Genomic DNA, 18,804 nt, shown 5'->3' with positions numbered 1-18,804 from the left:
CGTTTCTTACTCCCAGTTGCTGCGGATTTCTTCGGCGGCAGTCGTCAGTGCGTCTTCGGCGCTCGAATCGCCGTTGAACGCCTCGATAAGAGCGTTCTCAAGCGGCGACCACACCTTGTTCATGCGCGGGTCGGTCGGCATCGGGACCCCCTGGCTGACGGTCTGGGAGTACGTCTGGACGTGGTCGGGGAGTTCGTCGCTGCCGACGAGGCTGTCGAGCACCGGAATCGAACCCTGCTCCTCAGCGAGTCGCGTGGCGTGGTCCTCGTTGGTAGCGAACCACTCGACGAAGTTCCGGGCGGCCGTGGCGTCGGCCCCGCCCTCGCTCATCCCATCCGCGAAGTACCACATCGAGATGCCGGTGTACGGCGTCACCTCGCCGCCGTCGATGGCAGGGAACGTCGCCACTTCGTAGTTCACGTCGCTCTGGTTCAGCGTCGCCAGATACCATGGCCCGTTGACTGCGAAGGCGGCGTTCCCCTCCGAGAACGTCGCAGCCTGCGGTTCGTAGTTCGGGTCGTCGGGCATATACGGACGGAGGGTGTCGAGAGCGAACTGGAGCCCCTCGATAGCTTCGTCGGCATCCAGCCCGAGCGCCGGGTCCTGCGCCGGGTCGAAGTAGTAGCCGCCGAAAGCCTGTATCCACCCGCTCGTGAAGTACGGGTCAAACGGCGCAGCGAGGCCGTACTGGCTGCTGCTCGGGTCGTGGTACGATTCCATGGCCGACACCATGTCGTCGATGGTCTCGGGCGCTTCGTCGACGATGTCCGTGTTGTAGATGAGCGTCACCGTCTCCGCCGAGTGCGGGAGGCCGACGACGGCGTCGTCGAACTGGACGGCGGAGGCGGCGGCGTCCGTGAACTGGTCTAAGCTCACGGAGAGTTCGTCGGACTGGTCGACAACGAACTCCCGCTGGTAGTAGTCGCCAACCCAGTCGTGTGCCCACTCGAAGACCTCCGGCCCCTGCCCGGCCGGAATCGCGCTCGTGGTCTTCTTTTCCATATTGGAGATATCTGACCCCTCGACGCCGAACTCCGTCTCGCTCGCGAACGTCTCCATCGCGTCCTCGCGTGCAGGTATCTCCGAATCCTGAAGCTGATACCACGCCGTCGCGGTCCCGCTGGACTGCTGACTCCCGCCGCTTGCCCCATCGCCCGAGCCATCGCCGGAAGCCGTTCCCCCCTCCGAGCCGCCACTGCCCTGCTCTTGCACACTACAGCCAGCAAGGGCTGTAGCCGCCCCGACACCGCCGATCCGCTTGAGCACCGTCCGTCGTTCCATTGTCATGGATAGATATGGGATGAAATAGTCTTTCACAACTTAAATCATTCGGAAATAGAAGGAGACAATGATGATAGATTCCGAGAGTCGGTGTGAAATTGCCTCGCTGTGTATCGGTTTCAGCAAACCGGCCGTAGTAGAACAAACGAAGTAATATTTTTTCTAAAATCTAATCGGAAGCGTAACACTCACAGTACCGACCCCGCACCGTAGGCGTATGCACCATCCAGGACCGCCACGGTTCGCCACCGTCGGCGAATCGGTGGAACTGGCCCCGCGCCAGCCCGACCCCAAAATGACTGCCGAGTGGCGGGTAGTCGAGCAGCCAGCAGCGAGTACGGCAACGCTTGGCGATGGTCCGGTCTGCCACCTCGAACCCGACGCCCCGGGTGTCTATCGAGCCGAGCTAACCGTCGCAGACGGTACACACGAGCAGGTCGTCCGAGCGTTCCCGGGCGTCACCGAGACAGCCCGATTCAGCGTCACAGCGGACGATTTCGACGACGACGATCTCGCCGTCGCCGACCGCGCCATCGTCATTGGAACGTTCAACGACTTCAGGATGGGAACCCACTGGGCCGAGCGCGACGGTGACGAGTGGGTCATCGAGACCGAACTCCCGCCGGGGACCCACCACGCAATTTTCAGTTTTGACGGCTCCTTCGAGTCGACCGCGACCGACGAGGTCACCATCGAAGGTCCCGGTCGTCCCCGGGTCGAACTCACCAGTGAAACGGTGAATGCGGACCTCGTCGTCTCTGCGGACGCTCGCGCGGCCTCGTCGGGGAGCGAACCGGAAGTCGAGTTCTATCTCGACGGTCGAGGTGTGCTGTCAGAGTCGGCCGTGACTGTCGACGGCGACGAACTCCGAGTCCCACGCGAAGCACTGCCTGAAACGGCCCGGATTCACGCGGTCGCCGCCGCCGAGCGCCACAGCGTTGCAGACACGCTGGTCGTGGAACGCGGCACGGAGAACGAGGATGCGGGCACAGGCGAGGCAGTGTCCGTCTCGCGGCCGGCCGACCCGCCAGCCTGGGCCAGTGACGCCACCATCTACGAGATATTCGTCCGGTCGTTCGCCGGCGAAACCGTCGACACGACCTTTGAGGCCATCGAGCGGCGGGTCCCCTACATCGAGTCACTGGGCGTCGACGTGGTGTGGCTCACCCCTGTTCAGGCGAGTCCGACCCGCCATGGCTACCACATCACTGACTTCTTCGACACCGCCGAGGACCTGGGAACACGCGCTGAGTTCGAGTCGCTGGTCGACCGACTTCACAACGCCGGGATTCGGGTCGTCTTCGACCTAGTCATCAACCACAGCTCGCGGGACCACCCGGCGTTCCAGCTTCACCGGGCCGGCGTCCCCGAGTACGCCGACTACTACGAACGGATCCCGGCGTCACAGGATGTCTCCGACATCGACTGGGCGGGCGAGGATGCGCCGGGGCACTACTTCAACTGGACGCGGATTCCGAACCTCGACTACGACTCGCTCGACGTTCGGCGCTGGATGCTCGACGTGGTCGAGGAGTGGCGCGACGTGGTCGACGGGTTCCGCTGTGACGTGGCCTGGGGCGTGCCACACGGCTTCTGGAAGGAGGTCCGGGAGCGGGTGAAAGCCGACGACTCGGAGTTCCTGCTACTCGACGAGACAGTCCCGCGTGACGCCGCTTTCGCCGAAAACGAGTTCGACGTCCACTACGACACGGACCTGTTCGACACGCTCCGCGACATCGGGGCAGGCGAGGAACCGGCGTCGGCGCTGTTCGAGGCGCTCGACGCGACGGCCGAGCACGGCTATCCCGACCGTGCCGGCCACATGCGGTACGTCGACAACCACGACGAAGACCGCTACCTCGACAAGTACGGGGCCGCGTCGCTTCGGGCGGCCGTCGGAGCCACGTTCACGCTCCCCGGGACGCCGATGATATACGCCGGCCAGGAGCGCGGCGTCGAACAGCAACGTGGGACGATGCGCTGGCACGACGGCGACAACGACTTAACCGACTTCCACCGGCAACTGGTGGCGCTGCGAGCGGACCACGCGGCACTGCGCGCGCCCGAGGTACACCCGGTTCCACACACCGTCGAGACAGGCGATCCTGACAGCGTCGTCGCGTACGAACGCACCGACGGCAATGAGGCGCTGGTGGTCGTCCTGCACTTCGGCGACGGCACGGCGAGCGTCTCACTGGACAGCCCAGTCGGGGACACTGACCTTCTCAGCAACACTCCAATCGGCAGTGACGGGACAGTCGAGGTCGGCGATATCGTTGTGGTATCAGCGCCGAACGGCCGCTGACGGCGCTCGGTTCCATGCCTGCATCGACTCTGCTAGAACTTCTATGAAAAATCCCATCAAACTTATTAGCGATGGGTGTGAGACTCTGTGTAATGGCGAGTCTCGAACTAGACGGTCTCCGCAAGGAGTTCGACGGTGGCTCCATCGTGGCGGTCGACGACATCGATCTGTCCATCGACGATGGGGAGTTCGTAACGGTCGTCGGCCCGTCGGGGTGTGGGAAATCGACGACACTGCGGATGATTGCCGGGCTTGAGCGGCCGACAAGCGGTCGTATCCGCATTGGCGACGAGGACGTGACAGACGTCCACGCCCGCAAGCGCGACGTGGCGATGGTGTTCCAGAACTACGCGCTGTACCCGCACAAGTCCATCCGGCAGAACATGGCGTTTGGCCTCCGGATGAGCACGGACCTCTCGAAGGAGGAACGACAGGAGCGAGTCACCGAGACGGCGGAGATGATGGGTATCGGGGACCTGCTTGATGACACGCCGGACCAGCTCTCCGGCGGGCAGAAGCAGCGGGTCGCACTCGGGCGCGCCATCGTCCGCGAGCCCGACGTGTTCCTCTTCGATGAGCCACTCAGCAACCTCGACGCGAAGCTCCGGACGACGATGCGGACGGAAATCCAGCGCCTGCAAGAAGAACTCGGAATTACCGCTGTCTACGTCACCCACGACCAGGAAGAAGCCATGACGATGGGCGACCGCATCGTCATTCTCAACGACGGGAAGCTCCAGCAGGCCGGCCGGCCAAAGACGGTGTACGAGAACCCGACGAACCAGTTCGTCGGCGGCTTCGTCGGCTCGCCCTCGATGAATTTCCTCGACGTGACCGCGGAGCCGCTCAGCAGCGGCGTGCGACTCACCGGCGCTAACGACGACTTCTCCTATGACCTCACGGGCGGCCGCGCCAGTGCCTTCGGCGACAGCCAGCGCGGGTCGTACGTGCTGGGTATCCGACCGGAACACGTTTCGGTCAGCGACGGCGGCGACCAGAACGCCGTCCCGGCGACGGTCGACGTGCTCGAACCCATCGGTAGCGACAACTACCTCTATCTCGATCTGGGCCAATCGAAGGCCGGGTTCGAGGGCGACGGCGCGCCGGATTTCATCGCCAGGGTGAGCACCGACGTGGAGCCGGCCATCGGCGACCAAGTACAGGTGTCGTTCGACGAATCCGCTGTCCATTTGTTCGATACAGAGACCGGCGAGGCGGTCACGGCCGGCGAGGACGCGCCTGTCGCAACGCCGCAGTAGGGCGATAAGTGCTCCAAGCTCAGACGTAGTCGCTGTTTTCGACTAGTTATAGAGTCCCTACGGCCATCCGCTATGTTTTCCAACGTCAAGCAGCGTGGTCCGCGAAAGATGGTACCCGCGGGCGACCAGTGACCCAGCAGTTCACTCGCGGGCGCTCAGTGGTTCGGCAGTGAATTCCTCGGCGTCAGTGAGGTGGGCCACCGTTGCCAGCCGGAGCGCGTGGGGCCAGCCAAGCGGCGTGCCACAGTCAGGCGTCCCATCGTCGAACAGTTGTTCGGGGAGGTAGCCGCTGGACTGAACGAGCGAGCCGCCGGGGAGAATCTCCCCCAGCAGATCCCGGGACCGGGCGTAGGCCCCCGTTGCTCGGCTGTCGTCGGCATCACGCAGGAGCGCACCCAGCTGGGCGGCACTGTTTGCGCCCCACGCCGTCGAGACGGTCCAGATTTTCTCGTGGTCTTGTGAGCCACACCGCCAGTCGTCGCCCTCGAAGCGGACGAGGCCGCGGATGTCGCCGGTGTCCCGTTCCAGCCCGTCGAGTGTCGTCTCGACGTGGGTGTAGAGCCGGTCGCGGGTCTCCGCCGGCAGGTCGATGGCCTCGGCAGCGACGCGACAGGCAGCGGGGAGGGCCAGCGTCGCGGAGTCCAGTCGGTCGTCGATGGTCCTGTCGTGTTCGCGGAGGGCGTAGCGGTCACCGGTCCACAGCGCATCAAGGGCTGACAGCACTGTTTCGGCCTGTGACCGGGCGTGATCCCGGAGCGTGGCACAAACGGGCGCGCGGGCGACGGCCGCGTAAGCGTGCAAGAAGGTTGCAGCGGTGTGCGTGAACCGGCCCTGCATATTTTCCCAGGCGTTCTGGCAGGCAATGGGAAGGCCGTCGTCAGCCAACGTGTCATCGATGCTCTCGACGGCGCGCCCGAGCGTGGCTTCGATGCACTCCGGGTCGGCCGGCTCGCCGGTCCGGAGATACGTCGCGAGGAAGGTGGTCACACTCGCAGTCTGGTCGGCCTGATAGTCCGCGTCCGAACCGCTTTCGAGCCGGGCGTTCGCCCAGCCCGGGGCCAGCGTCTCGTCGCCGGGCCAGACACGGTGGGGCCAGCTCCCGTCCGGTTGCTGCGTGCGACAGTAGAATTCAGCGGAGCGCTGGTGCCACGCATCGAGTCCGAGGTCGAACGTCCCGTCGGCTTCGAGCAGGAAGGCTGATATCTCGGCGTCGTCGCGGAACCACGTGTAGCCGTAGCCGCCGGAGGTGACGTAGTACGGGTCGAAGTCCGGCGCGGCGATTCTGGCCCCGTTCGCGGCCGATAACAGCGAGAGGACGCGGAGGTCGGCCACGACGCTTTCGCGGCTCGGCGTGTCCGCGGGGACGCGCCATCGCCGCTGTGCCTGGCCTGCTTCGAGCAGCGTCTCCGAGGTGTAATGGTCGCTCACCAGCCGGTCGATGGTCGACAGCGCCGCGTCACGCCCGGTTTCGTTCGTGTCCGTCAGCAGCGTCGTCAGCGTGACGCCGCCGTCGACAAACGGCGCGGACAGCAGGACACCGCCGGTAAGCGTCGTATCCTCGTACCGGCGCGCTCCGGTGTCCCGAGGGAACGAGACCGGGTCGTCGTCGACGAGTTCGGGGAACCGCTCAGGAATCTGGCCCGCGGCAGTGTCGAGTTCGGTAGAGACGCCAATGAAGTCGTGTTCGGACCGGTGGTAGGCCTCGACGGTGTTTCCGTGCATCAACAGACTCTGTTGGCCGGTCCGCCCGTTTGGTGCGAAATCGACGAACGCCCGAAGCGACACGTCGGCGGGCGCGTCGCCGCGAAGTTCGAACCGGGTGACGTGGGCCTGCTCGATGGTGCAGTCCGTCTGGACGACGGCCCAGTCGCCGCAGTCGTGGATTGTCTCGACGACGCCTGCGTCACCCCGATACCGCTGGTCGGCGTCGGCGCTGAACCACGTCGTCGAACCCGTTTCGATGCCGAACCGCGAGCGGTCAATTCCTGTGAGCCCACACAGCGGATAGGAGTAGTCCCGCAGCGAGCCGTCGTTGTCGATATGCACCAAGCGGCTGTCGAGTCCGGAGAAACTGCCCGTCGTAGAGCGGAGTTCACCCGGGAACTGGTGGCGGCGGTCCCGCGTCCGCTTGAAGTCGTTAAGTGCCGTCCGGAGCGTCATTGGTGAGAGACACCACTGCGGGGAATATAAAATATGGTGTAATAGTTTTTCATTCTTGTGAACAGCGGTGGTGGGCTAGTCGACGATACGGTTCCGTTGCGGCGGCTTCGGAGGTGTTGGCGGGCCATACAGCACCGAAACACAGTTATCCGCCGCCGTTACCAGATGTGAACAGATGGACGATTCGACTCTCAGGGACAGGCTGGGGCAACTGGGCCTGTCCGAGAAGGAAGTCGACACGTACCTGTCGATTCTCGGCAGCGGCGAGGCCACAGCCAGCGAAATCGCCGACGACACCGGCGTTTCCAAACGGTACGTCTACAGCATCAGCGAATCGCTCGAAGACCGCGGGTTCGTGGAGGTCAACGACCACGTCGTGCCCACGACGATCCGCGCCCGGCCGCCCGAGGAGGTCATCGACGCCCTGACCGACCGGCTCGAAGAGATGAGCGGGGCGCTCGATTCCCGATACTCGGCGAGTGCGCGGGAACCACAGCAGTTCGATGTCATCAAGTCGCGGGTGACAGTGATCAAGCGGCTCACGGAGTACATCAGAAACGCGGAGCGTGAAATCATGCTGTCAGTTCCCCAGCAGTACCTCCCGGAGATCTCGGAGGAACTGGGTGCGGCCGTCGACCGCGGCGTCCTCGTGATGCTGGTCGTCAGCAGCGCCGACGACCTGCGCCCGGACGACGTGAGTGGGCTGGCCTCCGTGGTCCGGTCCTGGAACCAGCCGATGCCGATAATGCTCACCGTCGATGCCCAGTTCGGCCTCGTCTCCCCGGCCGAGATGGTGACACGCACCAACTCCGACCAGCGTGCTATTGCCTTCGTCCAGCAACAGCTCGTCCCCGTGCTGTCGGGGTCGTTCCTCGGGAACTACTGGCTGATGGCCACCGAGGAGACCGTCACCGACCCGGCCCCGCTCCCCGCCACCTACCACGACTTCCGCCACGCCGTCCTCCAGACCACGCTCCACCTGCGCGCCGGCCACAACATCCACGTCTCCGCGGACGTACGGGCAGTACAGGCGGACGACGACACAACGACCATCGAGGGGACCGTTGTCGAGACGAAACAGGGCGTCGCCGAGCCGGGGACCAACTCCTACCCCATCGAACACACGCTGGTCGTTGACATCGGCGACCGGACTGTCTCGCTGGGCGGCTCCGGGTCGTTCCTCGAGGACTACGAAACCGACGAGGTCACGCTCTCGCTGGCCGAGTGAGGAGAGCCAGTCCGATAGCGGAGCCAAAACAGCCGTTCAGTTGCGCTGGCTCGGGTCCGGCCAGCGATAGATGACGTACGTTTCCGACTCCGGATCGTCCACGGGGTTCCAGACGAGTCGAAGCGTCGCGTCACTCAGGTCCAGTGGTGCGCCGCTCCCAGTGAACTGTCCCTGATGTATCGTGATCTGTGTCCCCGACGTGATCCGCGTCGAAGCCTGTGCCTGGATCGGATCGGTGTCGAGCGTCACGGCGCTGCCGTCCGTTCGCTTGGCACCGGAGACAACAACAGTGAGATTGTCCCGGTAGACGGTTTCACCGCTGCTGAAGCTGAGGTTCAGATACTCCCCGTTGCCGGTGGTCCGCTCGCTGTAGTCGGCCACGATAGCGACCTGTGGGGCCTGTGTCGGCTGCTGCTCGCTGAAGCTGAGCGCGAACACACCGACGGTGGCGGCGAGAATTGCAGCAACTCCGACGAGGAAAACGACGCCGATAACTGGGCTCACGGCCCGACTTCGCCCGTCTACCCGACTCATTGAACACAGGTGAGAACTGGGTATATAAAAGGAACAGCGTCGACTCAGTGTTCGATATCCGACCGCGAAACTGCCCGGTTACGCTGTCGGGAACAGCGTCTCGGGAAGGTCGCCCGGCAGTTCATCGCGGTCGTGGGCAGCCTCGAAGTCGGGATCGGGACCCATCGGGACGATACGCTTCGGGCTCACGTCGGGATGAGTGGTGTAGTAGTGCTCCGTGATATGGTCCATGTTCACCGTCTCGGCGACGCCGGGGAGTTGGTAGAGATCCCGGAGGTACGGCCAGAGGTTGTCGTACTCGCGAATGAGCTTGTGGTTGCACATGAAGTGGGTGTGGTACACTTCGTCGAAGCGAACGAGCGTCGTGAACAGACAGATGTCCGCCTCCGTCAGGCGGTCGCCGGCGAGGAAGCGCTGGTCCTTGAGGACGGCGTCCCAGTGGTCCAGGGCGTCGAACAGCTCCTCGACGGCCTCGTCGTAGGCCGACTGGCTGTTCGCGAAGCCACAGCGGTAGACGCCGTTGTTGATGGGCTCGTAGATGTCGTCGATGATGCGGTCGACCTCGTCCTGATACCCCTCGGGGTAGAGGTCGACGTCGTTGTCGGCCACATCGTCGAACTCAGTATCGAGCATCCGGAGGATCTCCTCTGACTCGTTGTTGACGATTGTCTCCTCCTGTTTGTCCCACAGCACCGGAACCGTCACGCGGCAGGTCGCGTCGGGGTCGGCCGCGACGTAGACCTCACGGAGGTACTCCGATCCGTTGACTGTATCCGACGTACAGCCCGCCTTCCCAGGGGTAAACTGCCAGCCGCCCTCGCCGCGGAACGGGTCGACGTAGTCAACGGTGATGGCGTCTTCGAGTCCCAGCAGCTTCCGGGCGACCAGAATCCGGTGGGCCCACGGACAGGCGCGGCAGGCGTACAGGTGGTACCGGCCGGCTTCGGGCTGGAACCGCGCGTCGGGGCTGTCCTCGACCCGGTCACGGAAGGTCGTGTCCTGCCGATCGAACGCCCCGTCCTCGTTCGTGGTTTCGTACGCGTCGGTCCGCCACTCGCCGTCGACGAGCATATTCATGGTAACAGTCGTACGCGTGCAAAGCCTAAAAGAGCGCGGTGACAGCGGTGTTACCGGGCCAGTACCGATGTTCCGGGACTACCGAGAGCAGGGACCCCAGCAACGACAGCAACGGTCAGTCCGGGGCCGCTGGCGGTCGCACACCGGTGTATGGGACACCACGGCACGCTGCCGGGCGGGTTCGAAGCCCTTATTGGGCCGCTCGGCGACGTATTCTCCAAGAGTACCTATGTCGGACAAACCCGCCTCAATGTACCGGGACATCGACAAGCCCGCGTACACCCGACGCGAATACATCACAGGCATTCCTGGGTCGAAGATCGCACAGCACAAGATGGGCCGTAAGCAGAAGGACGCCGACGATTACCCCGTCCAGATCAGCCTCATCGTCGAGGAGACCGTCCAGCTCCGTCACGGCTCGCTGGAGGCCTCCCGCCTGTCGGCCAACCGCCACCTGATCAAGGAGATCGGCGAAGAGGGTGACTACAAGATGACGCTACGGAAGTTCCCCCACCAGGTCCTGCGCGAGAACAAGCAGGCGACCGGTGCCGGAGCCGACCGTGTCTCCGACGGGATGCGTGCCGCCTTCGGGAAGATCGTTGGCACCGCCGCCCGCGTTCAGGCCGGCGAACAGCTGTTCACCGCCTACTGTAACGTCGAAGACGCAGAGCACGTCAAGGAAGCGTTCCGCCGTGCCTACAACAAGATCACGCCCTCTTGCCGCATCAAGGTCGAACGCGGCGAAGAGAAGCTGATCGCGTAAATCGGTCAACAACGTCTTCTGGCCGTTCGCAAAACACGACGAAGACCCGCTGGTCGCGTAAGTCAAGCAGTGTTCGCTCGCCGTTCGCAGGGCGAGACGTCCGCAACTCGCCGCCCTCGGCCTCGTTTTCCGTGCCGCTCCGCAGGATACTGAGCCGTGTCTCAATCGCGAACCCATACACTCGGGGCGTGCTTCTTAATCCATGGTACCAGCACCCATAATCTTCTTGCGCCCGTTCCGCGTACCACCAGTATGGTACTCCGACTCATGCTCTTGACCCTCGGCGTCCTCGAACTGCTCCGGCCCCGGAAAGTCGTCGATTTCTGGATGAGACTCGCGACGACAGATGGCGACGAAATAACCCTGCGCCCGTGGGTGTACAGTGCCGCCCGGGTCGAGGGCGCGCTCCTCGTGCTGTGGGTGCTCCGGCGAAGTCGTAGCGGTGAGTGACTCGGCAGAACGGCCTGCCACACCACACGGGTGGCCGGCGCTGCTAGCGGGTGCCCGCTACGTATCGCCGGACAGTCGGACCGTCAACACCGGCGCGTCCGCCGTCCGAACAACTTTCTCGGTAACGCTCCCCAGCAGAAACCGGTCCAGACCGCTCCGGCCGTGGGTTCCCATGACGATCATATCGACACCGGCAGTCTCAGCGTAGTCGATAATCTCCTCGTATGGGTCGCCCATTCGGTGCTCGGCAACAACGGCCGCGCCGTGGGCGGCGATATCGTCGACAGTCTCGTCGATGACCTGCTCGGTCTGTTGCTGCAGCGATTCGATGGTCGTTGCTTCTGCCGCGGCGCTCCCGAGATACGTCGAATCGACGACAGAGAGCACATGAATCGTCGCGTCGTGCGTCGCTGCCAGTTCGAGCGCGTGTGCGAGCGCCTCGTCTGCACCGTCACTCCCATCCGTCGGAAAGAGGATATCGTCGTACACGCGTGGCCTATTTTCCCCAACATACTTAGTGTTTGTCTGACAATTTTGTAGATAGTTGCGTATTCATCCACTCTACCCGCTATTCTGTGGATTGTGGCGGCCGGAACGAGGCGCGCGACAGGGCCTCAACTGTGTGGCTGCGAGCGTGTTTTATCTCTCCACGACAACCAAAAGCCATGCACAGGCTGGCCGTCGCCACGAACGCCGAGACTTTCGAGCGGATGCAGGCCCCGCTGGCGGCCCGGGATATCGAGGTGGGCCACGTCGAAACGGCCGAGCGAACGCTGCCGCTTGACGAGAGCCCCTTCGACGAATACGACGTAGGCTTCGTCTATCCCTCCCGAATCATGGAGGGAGCGGTCGCCGACGCCATGCTGGACGTGCCGTGGGTCAACGACCGCGAGGCCATCCTCCGCTCGCGGAACAAGGCCGACGTACTGGCGCGCCTCGGCCGTGCAGACGTGCCCGTTCCCGAAACGGTCGTCGTGTCGAACCCGGCGAGTGAAGCCGAGCTGACCGCGGCGTTCGAACAGTTCGACCCACCCGTGGTCATAAAGCCGAATTCGACGACCCGCGGCGTCGGCGTCGCAAAGGCCCACGACCTGGATTCGTTTCTCGGCATCGTCGACTACCTCGATCTGGTCCACGACTACCGCGCGGTCGGCGACCAGTCGTTTCTCGTGCAGGAGTACATCGCTGACGCCGCCGATTACCGGGTAATGATCGTCGACGGCGAGTACGTCGGCGCGGTCGAACGTCGACTCCCCGAGGCGAGCCGCGAGCAGGGCCGGTGGAAACACAACGTCCACCGCGGGGCCGAGGCTGAAGGGCAGGCACTACCAGCAGCGCTGCGGGAACTGGCAGAAGACGCGGCCGACGAACTGGCGATTCCGTACCTCGGTGTCGACCTGCTGGTGACCGAGGACCGTGCAGTGGTCAACGAGACGAACGCCCGGCCGACGATCGACTCGGCAACGAAGTACGAGGACGGCTTCTGGGACGACCTGGCGGCGTTGATACGGCAAACAGCGGAGCAGTAACGAAGCGAGTGCGCTGTTCTCGTGTTTAAAAACAGACGGTGCACTGTGCGCGCTACAGTTCGATGTCCGCGGAGTCCTCTTCGGGGTCAAAGGTGACTTCGAGGATGCCGTTGTTGTACGTCGCGGCGGCGGAGTGTTCGTCGACGCGGGTCGGTAGGGTCAGTCGTTCGTGGTACTCGCGCTCCGGACTTTCGGCGTTGATCGTGAGGACAGTGCCGTCGCACTTGAGGTCGATTGCGTCCTTGTCGACGCCCGGAACGTCGGCGACGACCCGGATCTCCTCGTCGGTTTCGTGAACGTCGACGTGGAGGTCGGCCCCACCGCCACCGGTGTCCCGGTCGATGTGGACGTCGCCTTCGGCCCCCATCATCTCGTCCATCATCCGCTCTATTTCCCGGAAGAACTCGTCGAACGGGTCGTCACTGTCATCGCGTCTCATTCCTATAGACCAGTACGTCCGTCCGTTTCAAAAGCCTTCGGACGAACCTAGTCCCTGTTAGCTGACACTGTCGAGGGGGCACCCTCAGTCGGGCTAGCACCCTCACTATTAATCATTCGAGCCCGAACACGCATAAACAAACACAAATTTACAACAAATCCGAAAACATTTTACACTGACCGACTGCCTCTCTAGACACCAATGAGTGAGCCAGTCCGTGTCGGCCTCAACGGCTTCGGCCGTATCGGCCGCAACGTATTCCGCGCATCGTTAGAGAACGACAACGTCGAAGTCGTCGGTATCAACGACGTGATGGACGATTCGGAGATTGACTACTTCGCCCAGTACGACACCGTCATGGGCGAACTCGAAGGAGCCAGCGTCGACGACGGCGTCCTCACAGTCGAAGGGACCGACTTCGAGGCGGGCATCTTCCACGAAACCGACCCCACACAGCTCCCGTGGGAAGACCTCGATGTGGATGTCGCCTTCGAGGCGACCGGCATCTTCCGCACCAAGGAAGACGCGAGCCAGCATCTCGACGCCGGGGCTGACAAGGTCCTCATCTCCGCCCCGCCAAAGGGCGACGAACCGGTCAAACAGCTCGTCTACGGCGTCAACCACGACGAATACGAGGGCGAAGATGTCGTCTCGAACGCCTCCTGTACGACCAACTCCATCACCCCGGTCGCGAAGGTCCTCGACGAGGAATTCGGCATCAACGCCGGCCAGCTAACGACGGTCCACGCCTACACCGGCTCGCAGAACCTGATGGACGGCCCGAACGGCAAGCCCCGCCGTCGTCGCGCAGCCGCCGAAAACATCATCCCGACCTCGACCGGTGCCGCGCAGGCGGCCACTGAGGTCCTGCCCGAGCTTGAGGGCAAGCTCGACGGGATGGCCATCCGCGTCCCGGTGCCGAACGGCTCTATCACCGAGTTCGTCGTCGACCTCGACGACGACGTGACGGAGAGTGACGTCAACGCCGCTTTCGAGGAGGCCGCCGCCGGCGAACTCGAAGGCGTGCTGGGCGTCACGAGCGAGGATGTCGTCTCCTCCGACATCCTCGGAGACCCGTACTCCACGCAGGTCGACCTGCAGTCGACGAACGTCGTCTCCGGGATGACGAAGATTCTCACCTGGTACGACAACGAGTACGGCTTCTCGAACCGGATGCTTGACGTGGCCGAGTACATCACGGAGTAATCGCTGGCCGACTGCTTCGGGGAGACCCGACTGGCAACGGCAGGAAGATTTATAATCATTGTTCACTAGGTTTCGATACACAGAGAGCCCGAGCCAGTGCCTGACCACTGGCCGTCTCTGTGTGTCAGCACAGACAACCGTGCCCGCAATCGACACGCTGTGACCCGGTGTCGGCTGTGTACGGCGCAGGTGTCTCCACCGACTTCCCACCCCACCCCTCTCCCACCCCCATTTTACCGTGGCAACCAGAGCAGATACCGGTGCTACTCCCCCAGCAGGCCACTCGCTGTTCGGACTCGGAAACCGTTAAGCGGCCGGCAGGTTTCCTCTTGAGTGATGACTTTCCAGACGCTCGACGACCTCGACGACGGACAGCGCGTTCTCGTTCGACTTGATCTCAATTCACCGGTAGAGGACGGCGTGGTACAGGACAACCGGCGGTTCGACCGCCACGCTGAGACGATCAACGAACTGATCGACCGCGGGTTCGAGGTCGCGGTGCTGGCCCACCAGGGTCGCCCGGGTCGTGACGATTTCGTCTCACTCGAGCAACACGCCGACATCCTCGCGGAACACATCGACCACGACGTGGACTTCGTCGACGAGACCTACGGGCCACAGGCGATTCACGACATCGCCGATCTCGACGGCGGCGACGTGCTCGTTCTGGAGAACACGCGGATGTGCGACGACGAACTGCCCGAGGAAGACCCGGAAGTCAAGTCACAGACGGAGTTCGTCCAGACGCTCAAAGGCGAGTTCGATGCCTACATCAACGACGCCTACTCCGCGGCCCACCGCTCGCACGCCTCGCTGGTGGGCTTCCCGCTGGTGATGGACGCCTACGCGGGCCGCGTGATGGAAACCGAGTACGAGGCCAACACCGCCATTGCCGAGAAGGAGTTCGACGGGCAGGTGACGATGGTCGTCGGCGGAACGAAGGCAACAGATGTCATTGACGTGATGACCCATCTCGACGAGAAAGTCGACGACTTCCTGCTTGGCGGTATCGCCGGGGAGCTGTTCCTGCGGGCCGCTGGCTACCCGGTCGGCTACGACATCGACGACGCGAACCTCTACGACGAGCAATGGGAGGCAAACAGCGAGAAGATTGAGACGATGCTCGAAGACCACCGCGACCAGATCACGCTCGCGGTCGACCTAGCCTACGAAGACGACGGTGACCGCGCTGAGCAGGCCGTCGACGACATCGAGGAGAAGAGCGTTTCCTACCTCGACGTTGGGAGCGAGACGGTCATGGAGTACTCGCCTATCATTCGCGACTCCGAGGCCGTCTTCGTGAAGGGCGCACTGGGGATGTTTGAGGACGAGCGGTTCTCGGTCGGCACTGCTGGCGTGCTCGAAGCCATCGCCGACACCGACTGCTTCTCCGTTGTCGGCGGCGGCGACACCTCACGAGCTATCGAGATGTACGGAATGGAAGAGGACGAGTTCGGCCACGTCTCTATCGCGGGCGGGGCCTACATCCGGGCGCTGACCGGGGCAGATCTGGTCGGCGTCGAAGTGCTGCAGGATTAACTTCGACCTTTCGTCTCCGCGTGTCGCAGGTCCCAGTCCCCGGTTAGTTCGTCGGGCACCTCGACGATCCGACCGGTTTCGGTCGGCTCCGTCCGTGCGTGACGGGTCGTCCAGTTGTGGTCAGCGTCGGGCGTGGCTGCCATACACCGCGTTACCAGCGGCGAGTGTAAATTCCTTCTGCAAGCCGAGCGTAAATAATTACTCGGTTCCGAGTCTATGTTACGTCTCCGGGAAGCGAAGTGCTTTCCGCCAGCCGCGCCGTATCTGGCATATGTTCACCGGAATCGTCGAGACGACCGGCGAGGTGCAGGCGGTTATTGACGACGAGGGCGGGCGCCGGATGCGAATCGGCGCGCCGTTCGAGGGACTCGACCACGGCCAGTCGATCAGCGTCAGCGGCGTCTGTCTCACCGTCGAGAAGGCAGCCGACGGCGAGTGGTTCGAGGTGTTTCTCGCTCAGGAAACCCTCGCCCGGACATTCTTCGATGACCTCGATGGTGGGGACCGGGTGAACCTTGAGCGGGCGATGCCCGCCGACGGCCGGTTCGACGGCCACATCGTACAGGGCCACGTCGATACGACGGCCGAAATCGTCGGTATCGGGCAGGAAGGCGAGGACTGGACGTTCACGTTCTCCCTGCCTGAGGCCCACCGGGACTATCTGGTCCAGAAAGGGTCGATAACGGTCGACGGCATCAGTCTCACTGTCGCCGACCGTCGCTCTGAGGCGTTCGACGTGGCGATCATCCCGACGACGTACGCCGAGACGACGCTGTCGGAGAAGTCGGTCGGTGATCCGGTACATCTGGAGGTCGACGTGGTCGCAAAGTACGTCGAACAGCTTGCTTAAGGGTCGAACTCGGTCTGTTCCGGGCGAATATCGGTCTCGTCCGGGTCTTCGTGAGCGCGGGTGTACGCCTGCCGATAAGCGCGAACCTTCCTCAACAACAGGAGGCCGAAGATCGAGTCGTACACGATGACGAAGCCGAAGAACGCGACGAGGAAGTCGACGTTGTATATCGTGGCCGCAATGGCCGTAACTGGGCCGGCCAGCGTGTTGTAGACGGCGTGGATGAGCGAAGCGATGAGCAGCCCTTTCAGGACGATCGGGCCGGCATCGTCCGGATTGAACTTGGCCAGGCCGAGGTAGTAACCGGCGAAGGCCGAGTAGATGACGTGGCCCGGGCCCGCAAGCGCTCTGACCGCAGTGATGTCGCTGCTGGCGGCGAGTAACTCAACTGTCCCGGTAGCCATCTCGGCGTTTTGGGTGATATACAACGCGTTTTCAATGGTCGCAAAGCCAAGACCGGCGGCAGCACCGTACACCGCGCCGTCGACAACGGTATCGAAGCGGTCATCGCGGAAGGCGTACAGACGCACCGCGAGTTGCTTCACTGTCTCTTCGACGGGACCGACAATAAGGAAGAAGAAGAACACCTGTCCGAGAAACGGCACCAGGCCGAACCCGGAGCCGATTGCCTGCACCGGATCGCCCAAGCGGCCATTGAGAATACCGGCAAAGCCGGCAAACAGCACGCCCAGCAGGAACGTCCCCACGAGCAGTGTCAGCGGCTCCGGCGTAGTCACGTCAGCATAGTAGATGTAGGCCGCGAGTCCGAGCGCCGGCACGGCGGAGAGAATCGCCATCCCGGCAAACAGTGGCTGGTCGCTGAGTGCGCCGAGGCTCCCGAACGCGAGCTGCAGGAGGAGGATCAGAATGGCCGCAAGGATGACCAGATACCGCAGGGTCCGTATTCCGATGTGGTAGAGCCAGTGGGCGAACCGGTCCAGTGTCGACCGGGGCTCCCAAGTCGATATCTCGTAGAGATCAGCAGACCCGTCAGCGTTTGCCTCGACCGGGTCCTGCCGTCGCTTTCCCATGTCTCACGTCTGCATCCCGTCTCACCTAACCGTTTGGTTCGGTTATGACCAAGGAGCACTGGGTGGCGGGAGGGACGATACTGTGCTCAGCCAGGACAGCCCCTGCCGAGACAGACACTTGCAGGAGACGAGAGGCTTTTCGCACGGGGCCACCAACAGGGACGTATGACGCTACGCGCGGGTGTACTCGCGGTTCAGGGCGATGTCTCTGAACACGGGGACGCAATCGAGCGGGCAGCAGCAGCCCACGACCGGACCGCTGAGGTCGTCGAGATACGCGAGGCAGGACTGGTCCCGGACTGCGATGTCCTGTTGCTACCGGGCGGCGAATCCACCACGATTTCGCGGCTCATTCACCGGGAGGGCATCGCAGCGGAAATCCAGGCCCACATCGAGGCGGGCAAGCCGGTGCTGGCGACGTGTGCCGGGCTCATCGTCAGCGCGACCGACGCACAGGACGACCGCGTCGACACGCTGAACGTCATCGACGTCTCCGTCGAACGCAACGCCTTCGGTCGACAGAAAGACAGCTTCGAGGCCCCGCTTGACGTGACCGGGCTCGACGACCCGTTCCCGGCGGTGTTCATCCGCGCACCGGTCATCGACTACGTGGGTGAGGACGTCGAAGTGCTGGCGACGTGGGACGACCGCCCGGTCGCGGTCCGTGACGGACCGGTCGTCGGCACGTCATTCCACCCCGAACTGACCGAGGACCCGCGCATCCACGACCTGGCCTTTTTCGACTCCGTGGAGTCGTAGCGACGGCCTGAAGGCCCCGCTAACCGAACGGCGGCTATGAACGACGACACCGGCGACGTTATCGACGAACTGTTCGCTGTCATCGAGGACCGCAAGGCGAACCTGCCCGAGGACTCCTATACTGCGTCGCTGTTCACCCACGAGAAGGGCGAAAACGCCGTACTGGAGAAGCTCGGCGAAGAGACCACGGAACTGATTCTGGCGGCGAAAGACGACGATACCGAGGAACTGGCCCACGAGTCAGCCGACATCGTCTATCATCTGCTCGTCCTGTTGTCAATGAAGGATATGGATGTCGACGATTTGCGGGTGGAACTGGCGAAGCGACGGTAAGACCACCTCTCGTCAGGTTCAGCGTACGACAGATTGACACTAACACGGTGCATATCAGGGA

At 63.3% G+C, this 18,804-nt stretch carries 19 protein-coding genes; 11 read left to right on the top strand and 8 right to left on the bottom strand.

Translation table 11 applies throughout. The features are described 5' to 3' along the window. Positions 1 to 6 precede the first annotated feature (6 nt). Positions 7 to 1,287, bottom strand: coding sequence for an extracellular solute-binding protein (locus AV059_RS09170; RefSeq protein WP_195156644.1), 1,281 nt, complete (start codon positions 1,285 to 1,287; stop codon positions 7 to 9). A gap of 211 nt (positions 1,288 to 1,498) precedes the next feature. Between AV059_RS09170 and AV059_RS09165 the strand changes: the two genes are divergently transcribed. Next, positions 1,499 to 3,586 carry an alpha-amylase family glycosyl hydrolase gene (locus tag AV059_RS09165; protein ID WP_058994112.1) on the top strand — a complete coding sequence of 696 codons (2,088 nt, stop codon included), beginning with the start codon at positions 1,499 to 1,501 and terminating at the stop codon, positions 3,584 to 3,586. Positions 3,587 to 3,678: 92 nt separating this feature from the next. Next, on the top strand, positions 3,679 to 4,845 hold the full coding sequence (locus AV059_RS09160; protein ID WP_058994110.1) for an ABC transporter ATP-binding protein: 1,167 nt from the start codon (positions 3,679 to 3,681) through the stop codon (positions 4,843 to 4,845). 141 nt (positions 4,846 to 4,986) lie between these two features. On the opposite strand, the gene AV059_RS09155 is transcribed toward AV059_RS09160, so the two are convergent. Further along, positions 4,987 to 7,005 carry a glycoside hydrolase family 15 protein gene (locus AV059_RS09155; RefSeq protein ID WP_058994107.1) on the bottom strand — a complete coding sequence of 673 codons (2,019 nt, stop codon included), beginning with the start codon at positions 7,003 to 7,005 and terminating at the stop codon, positions 4,987 to 4,989. A gap of 175 nt (positions 7,006 to 7,180) precedes the next feature. Here AV059_RS09155 and AV059_RS09150 point away from each other — a divergent pair, with 175 nt between their 5' ends. Further along, on the top strand, positions 7,181 to 8,233 hold the full coding sequence (locus AV059_RS09150; protein ID WP_058994106.1) for a TrmB family transcriptional regulator: 1,053 nt from the start codon (positions 7,181 to 7,183) through the stop codon (positions 8,231 to 8,233). 36 nt (positions 8,234 to 8,269) lie between these two features. Here AV059_RS09150 and AV059_RS09145 read toward each other — a convergent pair whose 3' ends face one another. Both AV059_RS09145 and AV059_RS09140 read right to left on the bottom strand, forming a co-directional pair. Then, positions 8,270 to 8,737, bottom strand: coding sequence for a type IV pilin N-terminal domain-containing protein (locus tag AV059_RS09145; protein ID WP_058997528.1), 468 nt, complete (start codon positions 8,735 to 8,737; stop codon positions 8,270 to 8,272). Between the two features lie 108 nt (positions 8,738 to 8,845). Next, on the bottom strand, positions 8,846 to 9,844 hold the full coding sequence (locus AV059_RS09140; protein WP_058994104.1) for a glutathione S-transferase family protein: 999 nt from the start codon (positions 9,842 to 9,844) through the stop codon (positions 8,846 to 8,848). A gap of 229 nt (positions 9,845 to 10,073) precedes the next feature. On the opposite strand from AV059_RS09140, the gene AV059_RS09135 reads away from it, so the two are divergent. Together AV059_RS09135 and AV059_RS09130 are read left to right on the top strand one after the other, a co-directional pair. Then, the gene (locus AV059_RS09135) at positions 10,074 to 10,607 is read left to right on the top strand and encodes a 50S ribosomal protein L16 (protein ID WP_058994102.1); all 534 of its coding nucleotides are present in this window, start codon (positions 10,074 to 10,076) and stop codon (positions 10,605 to 10,607) included. A gap of 252 nt (positions 10,608 to 10,859) precedes the next feature. Then, complete coding sequence (locus AV059_RS09130) at positions 10,860 to 11,057, top strand: hypothetical protein (RefSeq protein ID WP_058994100.1); 198 nt, start codon at positions 10,860 to 10,862, stop codon at positions 11,055 to 11,057. Positions 11,058 to 11,114: 57 nt separating this feature from the next. Here AV059_RS09130 and AV059_RS09125 read toward each other — a convergent pair whose 3' ends face one another. Next, on the bottom strand, positions 11,115 to 11,546 hold the full coding sequence (locus AV059_RS09125) for a universal stress protein (protein WP_058994098.1): 432 nt from the start codon (positions 11,544 to 11,546) through the stop codon (positions 11,115 to 11,117). A gap of 176 nt (positions 11,547 to 11,722) precedes the next feature. Here AV059_RS09125 and AV059_RS09120 point away from each other — a divergent pair, with 176 nt between their 5' ends. Then, on the top strand, positions 11,723 to 12,586 hold the full coding sequence (locus AV059_RS09120; protein ID WP_058994097.1) for a RimK family alpha-L-glutamate ligase: 864 nt from the start codon (positions 11,723 to 11,725) through the stop codon (positions 12,584 to 12,586). A gap of 52 nt (positions 12,587 to 12,638) precedes the next feature. On the opposite strand, the gene AV059_RS09115 is transcribed toward AV059_RS09120, so the two are convergent. After that, on the bottom strand, positions 12,639 to 13,025 hold the full coding sequence (locus tag AV059_RS09115; protein ID WP_004590910.1) for an Hsp20/alpha crystallin family protein: 387 nt from the start codon (positions 13,023 to 13,025) through the stop codon (positions 12,639 to 12,641). A gap of 201 nt (positions 13,026 to 13,226) precedes the next feature. On the opposite strand from AV059_RS09115, the gene gap reads away from it, so the two are divergent. Further along, on the top strand, positions 13,227 to 14,231 hold the full coding sequence (gene gap / locus AV059_RS09110) for a type I glyceraldehyde-3-phosphate dehydrogenase (RefSeq protein WP_058994095.1): 1,005 nt from the start codon (positions 13,227 to 13,229) through the stop codon (positions 14,229 to 14,231). A 336-nt stretch (positions 14,232 to 14,567) separates the two neighbouring features. Beyond that, entirely contained in the window at positions 14,568 to 15,770 is a 1,203-nt protein-coding gene (locus tag AV059_RS09105) for a phosphoglycerate kinase (protein ID WP_058994093.1), read from the top strand. On the opposite strand, the gene AV059_RS22370 is transcribed toward AV059_RS09105, so the two are convergent. Continuing rightward, positions 15,767 to 15,913 carry a hypothetical protein gene (locus AV059_RS22370; RefSeq protein ID WP_195156643.1) on the bottom strand — a complete coding sequence of 49 codons (147 nt, stop codon included), beginning with the start codon at positions 15,911 to 15,913 and terminating at the stop codon, positions 15,767 to 15,769. The two genes, AV059_RS09105 and AV059_RS22370, sit on opposite strands and share 4 nt — an antisense overlap. Before the next feature lie 128 nt (positions 15,914 to 16,041). Here AV059_RS22370 and AV059_RS09100 point away from each other — a divergent pair, with 128 nt between their 5' ends. Further along, complete coding sequence (locus tag AV059_RS09100; protein ID WP_058994091.1) at positions 16,042 to 16,620, top strand: riboflavin synthase; 579 nt, start codon at positions 16,042 to 16,044, stop codon at positions 16,618 to 16,620. Here the strand turns inward: AV059_RS09100 and AV059_RS09095 are convergent. Continuing rightward, positions 16,617 to 17,651 carry a PrsW family intramembrane metalloprotease gene (locus AV059_RS09095; protein WP_058994089.1) on the bottom strand — a complete coding sequence of 345 codons (1,035 nt, stop codon included), beginning with the start codon at positions 17,649 to 17,651 and terminating at the stop codon, positions 16,617 to 16,619. The genes AV059_RS09100 and AV059_RS09095 overlap by 4 nt on opposite strands. A gap of 165 nt (positions 17,652 to 17,816) precedes the next feature. Here AV059_RS09095 and pdxT point away from each other — a divergent pair, with 165 nt between their 5' ends. Together pdxT and hisE are read left to right on the top strand one after the other, a co-directional pair. Continuing rightward, positions 17,817 to 18,410, top strand: coding sequence for a pyridoxal 5'-phosphate synthase glutaminase subunit PdxT (gene pdxT, locus AV059_RS09090; protein WP_058994087.1), 594 nt, complete (start codon positions 17,817 to 17,819; stop codon positions 18,408 to 18,410). A 36-nt stretch (positions 18,411 to 18,446) separates the two neighbouring features. Beyond that, positions 18,447 to 18,743 carry a phosphoribosyl-ATP diphosphatase gene (gene hisE / locus AV059_RS09085; RefSeq protein WP_058994085.1) on the top strand — a complete coding sequence of 99 codons (297 nt, stop codon included), beginning with the start codon at positions 18,447 to 18,449 and terminating at the stop codon, positions 18,741 to 18,743. Positions 18,744 to 18,804 lie beyond the last annotated feature (61 nt).

This window comes from Haloarcula sp. CBA1127 (assembly GCF_001485575.1).
Lineage (GTDB): Archaea > Halobacteriota > Halobacteria > Halobacteriales > Haloarculaceae > Haloarcula.
The sequence above is the reverse complement of the archived record's forward strand: the minus strand, read 5'-3'. Positions and strand labels throughout refer to the sequence as shown.